The organism is Bacillus sp. SIMBA_074 (genome assembly GCF_046534555.1).
GTDB lineage: Bacteria > Bacillota > Bacilli > Bacillales > Bacillaceae_G > Bacillus_A > Bacillus_A mycoides.
Genome location: NZ_JAWRYM010000021.1, coordinates 1 through 18101, shown reverse-complemented (window position 1 = coordinate 18101; position 18101 = coordinate 1). Strand labels below are relative to the sequence as shown.

General features: G+C 37.3%; 17 protein-coding genes, 1 pseudogene and 1 other annotated feature (1 of these 19 running past the window's edge). Of the genes and pseudogenes, 15 read left to right on the top strand and 3 right to left on the bottom strand.

Going from position 1 to position 18101, the window contains the following annotated elements:
* Nucleotides 1–55 (top strand) — a sequence feature (ribosomal protein L21 leader region); it begins 24 nt to the left of the window's first position.
* Nucleotides 56–69: 14 nt separating this feature from the next.
* From rplU to pheA, 11 genes are all read left to right on the top strand, one after another.
* The gene (rplU, locus tag SB773_RS20215; RefSeq protein WP_000270907.1) at nt 70–378 is read left to right on the top strand and encodes a 50S ribosomal protein L21; all 309 of its coding nucleotides are present in this window, start codon (nt 70–72) and stop codon (nt 376–378) included.
* Between the two features lie 11 nt (nt 379–389).
* Nucleotides 390–734: a ribosomal-processing cysteine protease Prp gene (locus tag SB773_RS20210; protein ID WP_002138477.1), complete on the top strand. Its 345-nt coding sequence runs from the start codon at nt 390–392 to the stop codon at nt 732–734.
* Nucleotides 735–737: 3 nt separating this feature from the next.
* Nucleotides 738–1028, top strand: coding sequence for a 50S ribosomal protein L27 (rpmA, locus tag SB773_RS20205; protein ID WP_000944957.1), 291 nt, complete (start codon nt 738–740; stop codon nt 1026–1028).
* Nucleotides 1029–1091: 63 nt separating this feature from the next.
* Entirely contained in the window at nt 1092–1640 is a 549-nt protein-coding gene (locus SB773_RS20200; RefSeq protein ID WP_044442397.1) for a sporulation initiation phosphotransferase B, read from the top strand.
* A complete protein-coding gene (obgE, locus tag SB773_RS20195) occupies nt 1640–2923 on the top strand; it encodes a GTPase ObgE (RefSeq protein ID WP_002015378.1) in 1284 nt (427 codons plus the stop codon). The genes SB773_RS20200 and obgE overlap by 1 nt, the downstream gene beginning before the upstream one ends.
* Before the next feature lie 172 nt (nt 2924–3095).
* Nucleotides 3096–3803, top strand: a complete 708-nt coding sequence (locus SB773_RS20190; protein ID WP_410591718.1) for a response regulator transcription factor — start codon at nt 3096–3098, stop codon at nt 3801–3803.
* A complete protein-coding gene (locus tag SB773_RS20185; RefSeq protein WP_410591716.1) occupies nt 3793–4875 on the top strand; it encodes a HAMP domain-containing histidine kinase in 1083 nt (360 codons plus the stop codon). The genes SB773_RS20190 and SB773_RS20185 overlap by 11 nt, the downstream gene beginning before the upstream one ends.
* 93 nt (nt 4876–4968) lie before the next feature.
* Entirely contained in the window at nt 4969–5745 is a 777-nt protein-coding gene (locus SB773_RS20180) for an ABC transporter ATP-binding protein (RefSeq protein WP_002015381.1), read from the top strand.
* Entirely contained in the window at nt 5720–7642 is a 1923-nt protein-coding gene (locus tag SB773_RS20175) for an ABC transporter permease (protein WP_410591714.1), read from the top strand. The genes SB773_RS20180 and SB773_RS20175 overlap by 26 nt, the downstream gene beginning before the upstream one ends.
* 49 nt (nt 7643–7691) lie before the next feature.
* Nucleotides 7692–9605, top strand: a complete 1914-nt coding sequence (locus tag SB773_RS20170) for an FtsX-like permease family protein (protein WP_410591712.1) — start codon at nt 7692–7694, stop codon at nt 9603–9605.
* Nucleotides 9606–9702: 97 nt separating this feature from the next.
* Nucleotides 9703–10554, top strand: a complete 852-nt coding sequence (gene pheA, locus SB773_RS20165) for a prephenate dehydratase (RefSeq protein WP_002034155.1) — start codon at nt 9703–9705, stop codon at nt 10552–10554.
* 102 nt (nt 10555–10656) lie between these two features.
* Here the strand turns inward: pheA and SB773_RS20160 are convergent, their stop codons facing one another.
* The 3 genes from SB773_RS20160 to SB773_RS20150 form a co-directional block, all read right to left on the bottom strand.
* Complete coding sequence (locus SB773_RS20160) at nt 10657–11304, bottom strand: MOSC domain-containing protein (protein ID WP_410591709.1); 648 nt, start codon at nt 11302–11304, stop codon at nt 10657–10659.
* A 238-nt stretch (nt 11305–11542) separates the two neighbouring features.
* Nucleotides 11543–12085, bottom strand: a complete 543-nt coding sequence (locus tag SB773_RS20155; protein ID WP_002034157.1) for a transcription repressor NadR — start codon at nt 12083–12085, stop codon at nt 11543–11545.
* The gene (locus SB773_RS20150) at nt 12085–13227 is read right to left on the bottom strand and encodes an IscS subfamily cysteine desulfurase (protein ID WP_410591707.1); all 1143 of its coding nucleotides are present in this window, start codon (nt 13225–13227) and stop codon (nt 12085–12087) included. The genes SB773_RS20155 and SB773_RS20150 overlap by 1 nt, the downstream gene beginning before the upstream one ends.
* A 153-nt stretch (nt 13228–13380) precedes the next feature.
* Between SB773_RS20150 and nadB the strand changes: the two genes are divergently transcribed.
* From nadB to exsA, 4 genes and pseudogenes are all read left to right on the top strand, one after another.
* Nucleotides 13381–14910, top strand: coding sequence for an L-aspartate oxidase (gene nadB / locus SB773_RS20145; protein WP_410591705.1), 1530 nt, complete (start codon nt 13381–13383; stop codon nt 14908–14910).
* Between the two features lie 19 nt (nt 14911–14929).
* Nucleotides 14930–15763 carry a carboxylating nicotinate-nucleotide diphosphorylase gene (gene nadC / locus SB773_RS20140; protein ID WP_410591703.1) on the top strand — a complete coding sequence of 278 codons (834 nt, stop codon included), beginning with the start codon at nt 14930–14932 and terminating at the stop codon, nt 15761–15763.
* Between the two features lie 30 nt (nt 15764–15793).
* The gene (nadA, locus tag SB773_RS20135; RefSeq protein WP_410591701.1) at nt 15794–16900 is read left to right on the top strand and encodes a quinolinate synthase NadA; all 1107 of its coding nucleotides are present in this window, start codon (nt 15794–15796) and stop codon (nt 16898–16900) included.
* Nucleotides 16901–17124: 224 nt separating this feature from the next.
* Nucleotides 17125–18101 (top strand): annotated as a pseudogene (exsA, locus tag SB773_RS20130) (spore coat assembly protein ExsA); the annotation flags it as partial.

Here is an 18101-nt window from a genome sequence, read left to right as displayed (position 1 = left end):
GGTTCCCTAAAGACATTTTATGTCTACCTCGTTTTTGGCGAGTCTTAGTAATTAAGAGGAGGTGCAAGTATGTACGCAATTATCGAAACAGGTGGAAAACAAATTAAAGTTGAAGCTGGTCAAGCAATCTACATTGAAAAATTAGATGTTGAAGCTGGTGAAACTGTTACTTTTGACAAAGTTCTTTTCGTTGGTGGCGAAAACGTGAAAGTTGGTAGCCCAGTTGTAGAAGGTGCAACAGTTACTGCGAAAGTTGAAAAACAAGGTCGCGCTAAGAAAATCATCGTTTTCAAATACAAAGCGAAAAAGAACAATCGTAAGAAACAAGGTCATCGTCAACCTTACACTAAGCTAGTAGTTGAAGCTATCAACGCTTAATTCTGGTTAAGATGATTAAGATTACGATAAGTCGCACGAAACTAGGAAGTATCCGATCATTTAAAATGACTGGACATGCCAATTATGCGCCACATGGACAAGATCTTGTCTGTGCTGGAACTACAGCGGTTGTGTTTGGTTCTATAAATGCAGTGGAAGAACTTTGTAATGTGCAGGCAACTATTGAACTCGGAAGTGATGGCGGATTCTTGACGTATGAATTGCCTAATGATTTAGACGTTCATACAGCAGAAAAAGCACAAATCCTTTTAGAAGGATTGGTTGTTTCACTTAAGACGATTGAACTTGATTACGGAAAGTATATCCGTTTAATAGAAAAAGTGCAGGAGGTGTAACGTATGTTAAGATTAGATCTTCAGTTTTTCGCATCTAAGAAAGGTGTAGGTAGTACAAAGAACGGTCGTGACTCTCAGTCAAAACGTCTTGGTGCTAAACGCGCAGATGGTCAAACGGTTTCAGGTGGTTCAATTCTTTACCGTCAACGCGGTACAAAAATTTATCCAGGTGTTAACGTTGGTCGTGGTGGCGATGACACTTTATACGCGAAAGTTGACGGCGTAGTACGCTTTGAGCGTCTTGGTCGTGACCGCAAACAAGTGAGCGTATATCCTGTTGCTCAAGAAGCATAAGAACTCACGGAAAACTCTAACCTGAGTGCAGGTTAGAGTTTTTCTATATTAAGGGGTATCTAAATGAATGAAAAATGGACAATTATAGATGCGTTGAGCCACTCGAGACATGATTGGCTCAATCGTTTGCAGATGGTTAAAGGAAATCTTTCCCTTGGAAAAGTGGAAGAGATTCATAGGCTCATCGATCGTTTTGTCCAAGAAGCGAGACAAGAATCCAATCTGATGGGGCTATCAATGCCTTTATTTTCAGAGTGGATTTTAACATATAATTGGAAACAGCAACCGTGCTTATTGGAGTACGAAGTATTAGGGAAATTACATAACTTATCTCATCTAGATGAGACTGTATGTACATGGACGAATCAGTTTTTCTTAATGCTTCAGCATAGTTTAGACGTATATGTTGAAAATTATGTTTGTATCACAATTGAATGTGACGCGGAGAATGCTCGTTTCTTTTTTGATTTTCGTGGAAAGCTAACGAATGTAGAAGAACTACAAACGTGGCTTGCGAACGAAAACAATAAATGGTATTCCATTTCTTATACAGTACGAGACGAAGAAGTCTCAGTTATATTACAACTAATCGAAAAAAGTGTGGTGAAATAATGTTTGTAGATCAGGTCAAGATATATGTAAAAGGCGGCGACGGTGGTAACGGAATGGTTGCGTATCGTCGTGAGAAGTATGTACCTAAAGGTGGCCCAGCAGGTGGCGACGGTGGTAAAGGTGCAGATGTTGTTTTTGTTGTTGAGGAAGGCTTACGTACATTAATGGACTTCCGCTACCAACGTCATTTCAAAGCTGATCGCGGTCAGCACGGAATGAGTAAAGGTCAGCACGGTCGTAAATCTGAAGATTTAATCGTAAAGGTTCCACCAGGAACAATAGTGAAAGATGAAAAAACAGGTGAAATTCTTGCCGATTTAGTAACGCATGAACAAACAGCTGTAATCGCAAGAGGTGGCCGTGGTGGCCGTGGTAATTCACGTTTCGCAACAGCGACGAACCCAGCGCCAGAAATCGCTGAGAACGGGGAACCAGGTCAAGAACGTGATGTCACGCTAGAACTTAAAGTGCTAGCAGATGTTGGACTTGTTGGATTCCCAAGTGTAGGTAAATCTACATTATTATCTGTTGTATCATCAGCGCGTCCGAAAATTGCAGAATATCACTTTACAACAATCGTTCCGAATCTTGGTGTTGTTGAAACTGGTGATAACCGCAGCTTCGTTATGGCTGACCTTCCTGGACTAATTGAAGGCGCACACTCCGGCGTTGGACTTGGACACCAATTCTTACGTCATATCGAACGTACACGTGTAATTGTGCACGTTATTGATATGTCTGGTTTAGAAGGACGTGAGCCATATGAAGATTATGTCACAATCAATAATGAACTAAAAGAATACAATATGCGTTTAACTGAGCGTCCACAAGTTGTTGTTGCAAACAAAATGGATATGCCAGATGCAGAAGAAAACTTACAAGCATTTAAAGAGAAATTGGGAGACGAAGTGAAAATTTTCCCAATCTCAGCTGTAACGAAACAAGGTGTTCGTGACTTACTATTTGAAGTAGCGAACTTATTAGAAACAACACCAGAATTCCCAATGTACGATGATGTAGAAGAATCTGAAGCAAGTGTAATGTACAAATTTGAATCTGAATCTAATTTTGAAATTACACGCGAAAGTGATGGCACATTTGTTATTTCTGGTTATGACATTGAGAAAACATTCAAGATGACAGACTTCTCACGTGATGAATCTGTACGCCGATTTGCTCGTCAAATGCGTGGAATGGGTATTGATGAAGCCCTTCGTGCACGTGGTGCAACAGACGGAGATATTGTGAAAATTCTTGAATATCAATTTGAATTTATCGATTAAGACTGCCGAAATATGGCGGTCTTTTTTTTTCGTTATTTGAGTCCAGTAAAAACCCAATTCATATAGGCGAACCATAAGTCGATATAGGAAAAAATCCCCATTGATTAAAGTTTCAATTTATAATAGAAAAAGGAGTGATTTTAGAAGAATATTTTATGGGGAGAAAAGGAATATGTATAAAATATTAATTGTAGAAGATGATGAAAAAATTGCAGAGATATTAGAGGAGCATTTAGAAAGGTATGGATATCAATCTTTCAGAGTGAGCGATTTACGGCATATAAAAGATGAGTTTGTAAAAGTAAGTCCTCATCTTGTGTTACTTGATATTAATTTACCATACTTTGATGGCTTCTACTGGTGCCGCCAAATCCGCACTGTATCGAATGCGCCGATTATTTTTGTTTCTGCAAGAACAGGGGAAATGGATCAAGTAATGGCGATTGAAAATGGCGGAGATGATTACATTACAAAGCCATTCCATTTAGATATCGTAATGGCAAAGGTGAAAAGTGCACTCCGCCGCGGGTATGGTGAGTATGCTTTGGCCGCGGAAAGTGACTGCTTAGGTGTTAATGGATTGTTATTATTCCCATCACAGCACACAGTAGAGTGGGAAGGTCAACAAACGGAACTTACAAAAAATGAGTTTTATTTATTAGAATGTTTAATGAAACAAGCAAATCAATACGTGACACGTGAAGAGCTGTTAGAGGCTTTATGGGATGAAGTAGCTTTTGTTGATGATAATACATTAACCGTGAATGTAAAGCGTGTAAGGAAGAAACTTGAGGAGTTAGGCATTAAAAATGCAATTGTCACAAAGCGTGGGTACGGTTATGCTCTTCTTACTGAGTGGGGCGAAGGGCATGAAGGTTAAAAATTACCTCATAGAACGTTTTTCCTTAATCCTTTCTTACATTATAAGCCTTTGTTTATTTGGACTCGTATTGCAGTTGCAAAGCCTTTTAGAAAAGCGTGCGCTGGACTGGAGTACATGGTTATACGGACTTTTATTAGGGACAGTTGTATTTAGTGTATACCTTATTTACGATTACCGAAAACGAAGTGTGTTTTTAAAGAGGATAGAACAGTATATTGCCGGTGGACATACATTACATGACTCTTTACTTATTGATACTTCTTATACGTCAGAGCAAGAACTGGTTGTTGAAGCGTTTACGCTATTAAGGCAGCAATATATGAATGAAGTTCATAAGCAGCATGCAAAAGAGCAACAGCAAATGATTTTTATGAACCAGTGGATCCATCAAATGAAAACACCAGTATCCGTTATTGAATTATTGTTACAGAAATATGGTAAGGAGCACCGTGAAGCAAGGGGAACGATTGAAAGTATTCGTGAAGAAAATAACCGTATTTTAAATGGTTTAGATTTAGCGTTACATATGGCAAGGTTAGATCAATTTTCGAAAGACTATAAAGTAGAAGTAGTAAATGTTATAGAGGTCATTCGAGATATTATTAATGAAAATCGGAAGTCGTTCATTCAATCTTCTGTATTTCCGAAAATGATGTTTGAAGAAGAGACTTGTATGATTGCGTCTGATAGAAAGTGGCTTAGTATCGCGATGAGCCAAATTGTTGTGAATGCAATTAAGTATACAAAAATTTCAGAAGCAGAGAAAAAAGAAATTCAATTTCAAATTGAAGAGAAAGATCAAAAGGTGTTATTACATATTAAGGACAATGGAATTGGTATTCCTGAGCAAGATGTAAAGCGTATATTTGATCCGTTCTTTACGGGAATAAACGGCCGTAAAACAAGGGAAGCGACAGGTATGGGTTTATATATTACGAAGGAAATCTGCGGTAATTTACATCATGGAGTGTATGTACAATCAACTGAAGGGGAAGGAACAACAGTTACGTTCCAATTTGCAAAAGATGAAGAATATCATACATTAATGAGAAAAATGACAAAACTGTAAGATAACAAAACGTTTTGTAAGGGAAATCACTCGTTTCTTTTTCTTATTTTTCTTATAGTAAATGTAAGAAGAAAACACGTAGGGGGATTAGAAATGAGTGTTCTTGAAGTAAAAGGGTTAACAAAGGTGTACCAATCAAAAGGTTCAGTAGCGACGACTGCTTTAAATGATATAAATTTTAAAATTGAAGAAGGCGAGTTTGTAGGGATTATGGGGCCTTCAGGAAGCGGAAAAACAACGCTTTTAAATTTATTAGCAACAATTGATAAGCAAACTTCAGGTCATGTGCTTGTAAATGGTGAAGAAATTAATCAAATGCGTGCTGCAAAATTGGCGGAATTTCGCCGTACACATCTAGGATTCATTTTCCAAGATTTCAACTTACTTGATACATTATCGATTAAAGAAAATATTATTTTGCCGCTTGTAATGGCGAAGAAATCTGTAAAAGAAATTGATGCGAAAGTACTTGAAATTGCGAGGTTTTTAAACATCGAAGAAATTTTAAATAAAAAAGTATACGAAGTATCAGGTGGACAACAACAACGTGCAGCAGCTGCAAGGGCGATTATTCATGAACCAACATTAATTTTAGCGGATGAGCCAACAGGAAACTTAGATTCTAAGTCAGCGAAATCATTAATGGGAGCACTTCAAGATTTGCATGAGCAAAAGAAAGTAACGATTGCAATGGTAACACATGATCCAGTAGCCGCTAGTTATTGCGAACGTATCCTTTTCATACGTGATGGAGAGATTTTTTCAGAAATACATAAAGGAAGAACGAAGCAAGCCTTTTTCCAAGAAATTTTAGACGTACTTGCGATGCTAGGAGGAGAATATCATGAACTTTCGCCAGCTCGCGCTTAATAACGTAAAAGGAAATTGGCGTAATTATAAAGCGTTTCTTATTAGTAGTTGTTTATCGATTGTCGTATTTTTCATGTATGCTTCCTTCATTTATCATCCAGATGTCGTAAGCGGTAATATTAGTATGAAGACGATGATTACAAAAGGGTTAGAATCGATGAATTATATTGTAGTCATCTTCTCAGCACTCTTTATTTTATATGCGAATTCAACGTTTTTACGAGCAAGAAAAAAAGAATTTGGCTTATTAACGTTAATAGGTGGAACGAAGTCTCAGCTCGGCCGAATGATTATATTAGAGCAACTGATGTTAGGGAGTATTGCCATTGTAGTAGGTATTGGGATTGGAATGCTTTGTTCAAAACTTTTCTTCCAAGCACTCAGTGTCTTACTAAAAATTGATAAAACACTGCCGCTTGTGTGGAATGGAAAAGCAGTTCTTATTACAGTTGGCATATACTTTGTCCTCTTTTTAATACTATCATTGTTTAGTGTTTGGACAGTAGGCCGCTTGCAAATTATTGATTTATTAAGAGAGGCAAGAAAACAAAAAGTAGAACCTTTTGCATTTACATGGTTAGGGGTAGTTGGTATAGGCTGTATTATTGCTGCGTATATACTTTGTTTCCAAGTAACAATTATGAATTTCATTATGTATTTCTTACCAATTGTCGGACTGACGATTGGCGGAACGTATTTACTATTTACGCAAGGAAGTACAGTCGTATTAAAGGCATTGCAAAAACGAAAACAATCTTTTTATACGTATCCCAATATGTTTGTACTTAGCAATCTTATTTATAAAATGAAAGATAATGCTCGTTTTCTATTTGTTATTTCTATTATTACGGCGGTTGTTTCTTCAGCGGTTGGTACGCTTTATGTATATTTTGAAAATATGAGTGCGAAAACGATAGAGCTTACACCGCATGCTATTTCATATGAGGAAAAGGGACTAAATACGCATAGCCTGATTAATGAAGAAAAAGAACAAGAGATTGTAAAAAAACATGGGTTTGAAGATGCACGAAAAGTAACTTACGTAAAACTACCTGCAACACAGAAAATAATGTTGTTTAACAGTGAACGTGAAGTACCAATGACGATTATTTCAGAAAAAGAATATAACGCGGAAGTGCGTAAACAAAAGAAAGAGCAAATTACAGAGGTTCATAATGCACCAGGTAGTGCGACGATGGTTATGGTTGGTGCAGCAAATGAACTTATGAAGATAGATCGTACGAAACCGTATGAATTTACAATCAACGGACAAATGCAGTCTGCTCAATTAAATGAGCCAACGTCATATTCTGTTTTTAATGATAGCGAATATCTCATTGTGAATGATCAAGATTTTGAGAAATACGAAAAGCTCGTACCAGATGAAGAAAAGACGAAATATTATGGTTATTATATTGAAGACTGGAAAAGTACGGAAGACCTTGTGCTAGATTTGAAAAAGGAAATTGCACCAGAAAAGCAAGGGGAATTGAGAAACGCAGTGTTCGCTTATAAAGATATAAGAGAAGGTGGAGCGATTACAATGTTCATCGGATTCTTCGTAGCAGTACTGTTCTTCTTCTTTGCGTGTAGCATGACATACTTTAAATGGTTTAATGATAAAGAACAAGATCGTATTCAATTTAAGTCATTAAAAAGAATTGGTATGACAGATAAAGAAATTCATAAAATTGCAATTCGTCAGATGGGTGTTATCTTCTTTATCCCAATTTTAATCGGTACAATTCATAGTGGGTTTGCTCTTCATACGTTAGGGAAAATGCTTTATATCGATTTATGGAAATCAGGTGCGATTGTAATAGGGGCTTATATTTTAGCTTCTGCCATTTACTTTATGATCGCGCAAAGAGGATATTTAAAACACGTGAAAAGCTAGGGAAACCTCTAGCTTTTTGCCTGTGTAGTAAGGTACAGGAGGACGATAGATGAACATTCGGCAACTGGCGCTACAAAATATAAAGGGAAATTGGCGTAATTATAAAGTGTTTTTCTTAAGTAGTTGTTTTGCCATATTTGCTTCTTATGCATACATGTCTGTCATTGTACATCCGTATATGCAAGAGACGATGTGGTATCAAAATGTACGCTGGGGACTTATCATATGTAACGTTATAATTATTTCTTTTTTCGTCATATTTATTTTATACTCTACTTCTATTTTCATAGAAGCACGTAAGAAAGAATTAGGGTTATATATGTTAATGGGAGCGACGAAGTCTAACGTAATAGGAGTGATTATGACCGAGCAAATATTGATCGGAATTTTCGCCAATATTTTCGGTATTGGGCTTGGCATGATTTTTTTGAAACTCTTTTTTATGGTATTTAGTATGTTACTTCATCTTCCGAAAGAACTCCCTGTCATATTTGACATGAGAGCGATTGGTGTAACGTTTGTTATATATATGCTCGTCTTTGTTCTGTTATCTTTTATAAGTGCTTTACGTATATGGAATATAAAAATCATACGGTTATTAAAAGAATTTCGAACAGATAAACGAGAGAGGAAAACATCAAAGTGGCTTTGTTTATTCGGCTTTGCTTGTTTAGGAACGGGATATGCGCTAGCGCTACAAGTGACGATGCCAACGATAGCATTATACTTTTTCCCTGTGTCTATACTTATCTTTTTTGGAACGTATTTTTCTTTTACACATGGTGTTAGCCAATTGTTAGAAGTGATAAAACGAAATAAAAAGATTATGTATACATATCCGTATTTATTTATAGTGAATCAATTGTCACATCGAATGAAGGAAAATAGTCGCTTTTTCTTTCTGTTGTCTATGGCAACAACGTTTGTCGTTACGGCGACAGGTACGGTGTTCTTATATTTTTCTAGCATGCAAGATATGTGGCGTGGCGGAGGAGTACACTCATTTTCATACATAGAAAAAGGTACTTCTGCTCATGAAGTTTTCGAGAAAGACAAGGTTGAAAACTTATTACATCAATATGGATATGATAATTTTCAATATATGAGTTTTGTTGGAGTGTATGCATCCTTTCAGTCCAATAAGGGAGAAACAGAGGTAGCACCGCTTATAAAGGAAAGTGAATACAATCAAGAGGCAAGAAAACAAAAACAGAAAATGTATTATCCTAAAAAAGGAACAGTTACACTTGTCTATTATAATAAACGCAATTATCCAAATGCATATAATCAAAAAGAGATTCAATTGCAAGTAATGAATCAAGCGTATCCATTCGCATTTAACGGTCAGAAAGAAGGGGTACAATTTAACTATCACCCTTCATACATTAATGGTCTGTTTTTTGTCATGAATGATGAAGATTTTAACAGTATAGCAAATACAATTCCGGATTCTGAAAAAATGATATATAGAGGTTACACATTACCAAATATCGAAAATACGAAAGAATTAAACGAAGATTTACGGAAACATATGAAACAAGATAATAATGATGCATTTCGAAGTAATATGGAGTTATATGTGAATATGAAAGAGTTCGGTAATCTTACTCTATTTGTAGGCTCATTCATTAGTATATTATTCTTCCTTACTTCATGTAGTATCGTATATTTTAAATGGTTTCATAATATTGCATCGGATCGTAAACAGTATGGTGCACTCTCTAAACTTGGGATGACAAAGGAAGAGGTGTGGAAGATTTCTCGTTGGCAATTATGTATGCTATTTTTTGCACCTATTATAGTAGGAAGTATGCATAGTGCAGTTGCGTTATATACGTTTCATAATACTCTCTTTATGGACGGTTCATTAAGAAAAGTAGGTTTGTTTATTCTGTTTTATATCGCTGCATGTATCATTTATTTCTTCTTCGCTCAAAGAGAATACAAGAAACATTTAGACTAGCGAATGCTGGTCTTTTTTAAATATTCGAAATTTACATAGAAGAATATAAAAAAGTATGGTATAACAGTAAGAAAACGAAAAAGAGAGGGAAAAGACGATGATTCGAGTAGGATATTTAGGACCAGAGGCAACATTTACAAATATGGCGGTGAGTCGTTTTTTTCCGGAAGCAGAGCATGTACCGTATCGAACGATTCCAGATTGTATTGATGCAGCCGCAAATGAAAACGTAGATTTCGCAGTTGTACCGTTAGAGAACGCCATAGAAGGTTCAGTTAATATAACGGTTGATTATCTCGTACATGAGCAGCCACTTTCCATTGTAGGAGAAATTACAGTGCCAATTCAGCAACATTTACTCGTACACCCGCAGTACGAAGGAGTGTGGAAAGAAGTATACGCTGTACATTCTCATCCACATGCCATTGCACAGTGCCATAAATTTTTAAATGAGGAATTAAAAGGGGTAACCGTTCGCGATATGACATCAACAAGCGCTGCTGCACAATATGTGAAAGAACATCCTGAAGAAAAAATTGCAGCTATTGCAAATGAAGCAGCGGCAGAAAAATACGGATTAACAATTGTAAGGCGTGATATTCATACGCATAAAAACAATCATACACGTTTCCTTGTTCTCCATAAGAAAAAGAAAGCAGTACTCCCAAATAACGGAGAAAACCGAGGAGAGAAAACGACGCTTATGATAACGTTACCTGCTGATTACGCAGGGGCACTATATCAAGTGTTATCAGCTTTCGCATGGAGAAAATTAAACTTATCCAAAATTGAATCGCGCCCGATGAAAACAGGCCTTGGAAATTACTTTTTCTTAATCGACGTCGACAAAGCATATGATGATGTATTATTGCCAGGCGTAACAATGGAACTTGAAGCACTCGGGTTTTCTGTTACTGTGCTGGGGAGTTATTCTTCTTATTGGTTGTAAGGGGAGTGTTTGTCTTATTTTGTAGTTAAGTCGATATAATTTCGGTCGCTAGTATACCGTATGATAGATAAATAGAGTCCCACCTATAAAAGGTGGGATTTATTATTTTAACTTCGAAAGACGATCCTCTAACTGACCACGCCAAATCTCGGCTAGTTCTTGTACAGCAAGAACCTTCGCAATGCCATCTTTATCTTTCCTATTATGAAAATAAATTTCGTTAGAGAACAAAACAGATACATTGTTTGATGGACGCTCTAATAATGTAATTTTAGAATCTTGACGTACAGTACCTTCTTGAAGAACACGACATAAATACCCAGTATATCCAGTTGCTACAATACGTGGCAAAATGCCAGGAATACCAAGGCGTTTTGAAATTGTGCTACAAGGTACTCTCGCTTGTGTAACTTGAATGATTGCTTCGCCTAGTTGATATGTATCTCCGATGCATACATCACGCTCTAACATATTTGTTACGGTAATGTTTTCGCCAAATGTGGAAGCTGGAAGTGTAGTTTGAAATTCCTCTTCCCATAGTGCGTAATGCTCGTGTGGGTACACACAAACTGCGCGATCAGGTCCCCCGTGGTGTTTTAAATCCGCTACATCATCACCACGGAATCCGTCTTTTGAGAGAAAGGCTTCTTCTGTAGGATTTTTACATATACCTGTTATCATTTCTTTATCTTCGCCATATTTCATTTGTTTCGGCTTACCAGTGCTAAAGTGAACGAGTTCAATCCCCATATTTGATCCCCTTTACAATTGATTACAATATTATAACATTTACAAAATAAAAGCACAGAGAATGATAAAGTGAAACTTTAATCAGTGGGGGTTCTGTTCATCCCCCACTGATTATTAGTTGAACCAATCGGGCGTTTACGGGCAGTTGATCTCCCATCTAACTACCTTGCTCCAGCCGGATTTTGAGGTGGGAGTCTTACTGCCCGTTAATGCGGGATAAAAAACTCTGTGCTTTACATTAATAAACGAGAAATCCAGCGCGGTCTAGTGCCTCACAAGCGGCATCTAATTTCTCTTTAGAATCTGCTTCAATTGTATGTAAGTGAATACCATCTGTTAGTTGCGAAAGATAGGAAGCGTTTGTGTTTTCGATTTTTTGTAAATATTGCTCTACATCGAAGCGATTACTTACCATAATCGATGCTGTTAAGTCGCCGTATACAGGATGCTCAACTTTTACGTCTTTAATTGTAACGCCGTGGTCAACTAACATAGTAAGTTCTTGACGTACTTCTGCCGGTTTATGTTGGCATACGATTACGCGTTCAAAAGCTTGTTGTCTTGTTTGTGGCTTTAAATATAAATACCCTTGTGCAGTCGCAATAATTGGTTCATTTCGTGCTTTTAGTAAGGAAATGTCTTGAACGATAACTTGCCTACTTACGTTTGTCTTTTTAGATAGTTCATTCCCTGATAATGGTTCATTTGCAGCAAGAAGCCACTCAAGGATGAGTTGTCGTCTTTCTTCGCCTAAAATCTTTTTTTGATCATTTTGTTTCATTATGATTTAACACCTCTATAAAATTGATTTCCAATTGTGTGTAGTGCATGAATAGTTGTATCAATTTGTTCTTTCGTTGTGTGATGTCCGAAAGAAAAGCGGACATATTGTTTTGCCTCTTCATACGTTTTTCCAATTGCAAGCATTGTTTTTGAAGGGTCTTGTTTACCTACTTGGCAAGCACTTCCAGTTGAAATGGCTATACCATGACGGTTACATTCTAACATTGTATACTGACCTTCTATTCCTTTTATTGTAACCCCAATAATATGTGGTAAACAAGAAGTAGAATGTCCTTTCACTTCAATTTCTAGAGGAAGTGTTTGTAATTGCTCTAAAAAATAAGATCGTAATTGTTTAAAACGAAAGCTCTCTTCCTTTTGATTCTTTAATATATGCTCTGCGGCTGTTAAAAAAGCAGCGATTCCAGGAACGTTCACTGTACCAGGGCGAAAGCCTTTTTCATGAGAAGTTCCCGGAAATACTTGTTCCCAGCGAACTTGCGGATTTATATAGCAAGCTCCAACTCCTTTCGGTCCGTATATTTTATGGGCTGAAACAGAGAGGCTATCAATCTCCATCGCTTTAACGTCTATTGGAAGTTTACCAAACGTTTGAACACAATCCGAATGAAATAAAACATTATATTTTTTTAAAAGTGCTCCGATCTCTGCAATGTTTTGAACGGTCCCGATTTCAGAGTTTCCGTGCTGTATACTTGCTAGAGCAGTATCTTCTGTAATAGCTGCTTCTAAATCTACTAAATGAATTATCCCACTTTTATCAACAGGAATCTCAGTAATAGTATAACCTTGCGATTGTAAGGATTGAAAATAACTTCGAATCGATACGTGTTCCATAGGTGTCGTAATAATGTGCTTTCCATTTCTAGCATTTAGAAGGGATTGAATCGCAAGGTAGTTAGATTCTGAACCGCCGCTTGTAAAGAATACACCTTGTTCCTTACCCCCAATCATTTCTGCAAATGTTTCTCTACAAACTTGCAATAAAGATGATGCGCTTCCGCCGATATCGTGTAAACTTTGTTCATTTCCGAAATATTTCTTTGCTGCTTCTACATATGTTTCTAAAGCTTCTTCGCTCATAGGTGTTGTCGCTGCATAATCTAGATATATCATCATGTAATTTCCTCTCTTCAGTAAGAGTGACATTTGTTTTCGTTTTTAGAATGGTAGTGAAAATAAGAATTGTAAAAAAACTCTTGTCATTATTTTAAAACTATGTAAATATAGGTGTCAAGACAGTTGGAAAGTGTAAAGTGGGAGGCAATAATTATGCCAAGTGCAGATGTCTTGATTATTGGAAGTGGCGTTGCGGCGCTTCGTGTTGCGAAAGAGCTTTGTCACGAAAAGAATGTGATAATTATCACAAAAAAAACAGGACGTAATAATAATACACATTTAGCTCAAGGAGGAATTGCAGCAGCTGTTGCTACATATGACGATCCGAGTGGGCATTTTGAAGATACATTAGTGGCAGGTTGCCATTATAACAACGAAGAAGCAGTTCGTTATTTAGTTGAAGAGGGACCGAAAGAAATAAGTAAGCTTATTACGAATGGAATGAAATTTGATGGGGATGAAAAAGGGATCCACCTTGGTAAAGAAGGGGCGCATCGAAAACGGCGCATTTTACATGCCGGAGGAGATGCAACTGGTAAAAATCTATTAGAGCATTTAATACAAGAAGTAGTTCCGAACGTTACTGTCGTTGAGCATGAAATGGTGCTCGATTTTATTATAGAAAATAATAAATGCATAGGAGCTTTAACGCGAAATAGTGAAGGGAAGCTGAAGCGTTACTATGCTGATAATACGGTGTTAGCATCAGGAGGAATAGGTGGTTTGTACGCCTTTACATCGAATGATGAGACAATTACAGGCGACGGACTTGCGATGATATATCGAGCTGGGGGGGAACTTGTTGATTTAGAATTTGTACAATTTCATCCGACGATGTTATACGTGGACGGGCGATGTTGTGGTCTCGTTTCTGAAGCAGTCCGTGGTGAAGGAGCTGTCCTTATAAATGGAAAAGGACAGCGTTTTATGATGGATATACATCCCGGGAAAGATCTCGCACCGCGTGATGTAGTGGCAAGGGCTATTCATGAACAACTTCTTGCAGGTGAAAAAGTGTACTTAAACATCGAAACCATTCAAAACTTTGAACAACGTTTTCCGACCGTCTCATCATTATGTAAAAAGAATGGTATTGATTTAAAAGAAAATTCTATTCCGGTCGTACCGGGCGCTCATTTTCATATGGGCGGCGTGAAGACGAATGGTGACGGAGAGACGTCCATTTCAAACTTATATGCGGTCGGTGAAGTGGCTTGTAATGGAGTTCATGGTGCGAATAGATTGGCGAGTAATTCATTATTAGAAGGTCTTGTGTTTGGAAGACGAATAGGAAAACACATTTTAGCTAAGCCAGCAGAGGAAAGAAAAAATGTGCCGGAAGAGAGAGGGAAAAGTTTTATAGCTCTTAATGATTTACCGTTGAAAGAAGAAATACAAGAATGCATGATGAAATATGTTGGGATTGTGCGAACTGAGAAAAATTTATCATATGCTCAGAGATGGTTTAGTAGGTACGGTGTGCGAAATATGATCTTACAATATGATGCACTTACAAATGAAGAGATAACGCTTATTAATATGTTAACAGTTTGTGAGCTTATAACAGTATCAGCTTTGCAAAGAGAAGACAGTGTTGGTGGTCATTATCGCATTGATTATCCAGAAAGAAATAGCGTGAAAAAAGAGATTATCCGAGTGAGAAGAAAACTACAACTTGTTTAATAAGGGGAAGAGGGGTTTTATGAATACGTTAAAAGTTAAGGAAGCATTAAATCGATTTTTTCTAGAAGATATAGGAGAAAGAGATGTAACATCTCAGCTTATCTTTCCCGATAATGCACTTGCGAAAGGAACGTTTCTTGTAAAGGATACAGGGGTATTTGCAGGGTGCTTAGTAATTGAAGAAGGATTTAAATTAATTGATCAGAGAATTGAAGTTGAACTTCATAAAAAAGATGGGGATCTTGTAGAAAAAGGCGAAATAATTGCAACCGTGCAAGGCCCAATCGCATCATTATTAACGGCAGAGCGCGTTATATTAAACGTTATTCAGCGTATGAGCGGGATAGCGACGATGACACGTAAGGCGGTTTTTGCTTTAGATAGCAGTCATACACGCATTTGTGATACGAGAAAAACGATGCCAGGACTACGTATGTTTGATAAATATGCTGTAGTATGCGGGGGCGGATTTAACCACAGATTCGGTTTATATGATGGTGTCATGATTAAAGACAATCATATTGCTTTTGCTGGCTCGATTACAAAAGCTGTTACATCGGTGAAAGAAAGATTGGGACATATGGTGAAAGTAGAAGTCGAAACAGAGACAGAGGCGCAAGTAAGAGAAGCAGTAGAGGCCGGCGCAGATGTTATTATGTTCGATAATCGTACGCCAGAAGAGATTCGTGAGTTTTCAAAAATTGTACCAAGTGCCATCGTTACGGAGGCCTCAGGTGGTATTACAATTGAAGATTTATCAAAATATGGAAAAGCAGGGGTAGATTATATTTCACTTGGAGCGTTAACACATTCAGTGAAAGCACTTGATATTAGTTTTAATATTGAGGCCTAATGAGAGTGGTTTAGAGGGGGAGAATCATAAATGGGTATTTTAGAGAAAGTTCAGCCAATCGAAGTAATGTTACCAGAGCATTATCAAACGATGTCTACATTAGAGATGGAAGAGCGTGTCCGTGAAATTAAAGAAAAAATGGGGGCATTACTATTTATTCCAGGACATCATTATCAAAAAGATGAAGTGGTGCAATTTTCAGATGCAGCAGGGGACTCACTGCAACTCGCGCAAGTTGCAGCGAATAATAAAGAGGCAAAATATATTGTGTTTTGTGGTGTGCACTTTATGGCAGAAACGGCAGATATGTTAACGACAGATGATCAAATTGTCATCTTACCGGATATGCGTGCCGGCTGTTCTATGGCAGATATGGCAGATATTGAACAAACAGAAAGAGCGTGGAAAGAGCTCGCGAAATTATTTGGGGATACGATGATTCCATTAACGTATGTAAATTCAACAGCTGCGATCAAAGCGTTTTGTGGTCGTAATGGAGGGGCAACAGTAACCTCTTCTAATGCAAAACAAATGGTGTCTTGGGCGTTTACACAAAAAGAGCGTCTCGTCTTTTTACCAGACCAACATTTAGGAAGAAATACAGCGTATGATTTAGGTATTCCGTTAGAAAAAATGGCAGTGTGGAACCCGCATACAGATTCATTAGAGTACGATGGAGATATAGAAGAAATTCAAGTGATTTTATGGAAAGGCCATTGTTCTGTTCATCAAAACTTCACTGTGAAAAATATTGAAAATGTGCGAAAAAATCATCCGGATATGAATATTATTGTTCACCCTGAATGTTGTTATGAAGTGGTTGCTGCTTCTGATTATGCAGGATCAACGAAATATATTATTGATATGATTGAAGCAGCTCCGGCGGGAAGTAAGTGGGCGATTGGTACAGAGATGAATTTAGTGAACCGAATTATTCAGCAACATCCAGATAAAGAAATTATTTCGCTAAATCCGTTTATGTGTCCTTGCTTAACGATGAACCGAATTGACTTACCTCACCTGTTATGGGCACTTGAGAACATAGAAAGAGGAGAACAAATTAACGTTATTCGTGTAGAGAAACAAGTAACAGAAGAGGCAGTTCTTGCATTAAATCGTATGTTAGAGCGCGTTTAAAGCAGCGGGATTTCCGTTGCTTTTTTTCGTACATATAATCATAACAAGGATGAAATAGGCATACATTGTGTTGAGGAAATCATTGCGGTTTTTCTATGCTTATTCCACTTCGAATCATATTGAAAATAGAAGAAGTGATAAAAGTAAAAGAAGTTAATGTTGTTTAGAAAGTGTTACTTCAAAGTGTTTTTACTTATAGATAAGTTATACAGGAGGGGGAAAATTTGAAAATTCATATCGTGCAAAAAGGGGAGACCCTTTGGAAAATTGCAAAAAAGTACGGAGTGGATTTTGAAACGCTAAAAAAAACAAATACACAGCTTAGCAATCCAGACCTAATTATGCCAGGGATGAAAATTAAAGTGCCATCGCATAGCGTTCATGTGAAACAACAAACTGGATCGGGTTCAGCGCCCCCGAAACAATATGTAAAAGAGGTGCAGCAAAAAGAGTTTGCATCAACACCAACGCCACTTGGAATAGAAGATGAAGATGAGATCACGTATCAATCAACACCTATTACACAACAACCAGCTATGCAACAAACGCAAAAAGAAATGCAGATAAAACCGCAAAAAGAAATACAGGTGAAGCCGCAAAAGGAAGTGCAAGTGAAGCCACAAAAAGAAGTGCAAAAAGAAATTCCGATTCAAAAAGAGAAGCCAGTTGAAAAGCCGCCTGTCATTCAAAAACCACCTGTTGTAGAGAAAATAGAAAAACTAAAACCTACTACGAAAGAAAACACTAAATTTTCTATCAATGTATTACCGCAGCCGCCGCAACCACCAATTAAAGCGAAAAAAGAATATAAAATTTCAGACGTAATAAAAAAGGGAAGCGAGTTAATTGCTCCTCAAATTAATAAAATGAAACCTAACAATGTCATTTCTCCGCAAACGAAAAAAGACAATATAGGAAACATAGTGTCACCGCAAGTGAAAAAAGACAATATAGGGAATATAGTGTCACCGCAAGTGAAGAAAGAGAATGTAGGGAATATAGTGTCACCGCAAGTGAAGAAAGAAAATGTAGGGAATATAGTGTCGCCGCAAGTGAAAAAAGAAAATGTAGGGAATATAGTGTCGCCGCAAGTGAAGAAAGAGAATGTAGGGAATATAGTGTCGCCGCAAGTGAAGAAAGAAAATGTAGGGAATATAGTGTCGCCGCAAGTGAAAAAAGAAAATGTAGGGAATATAGTGTC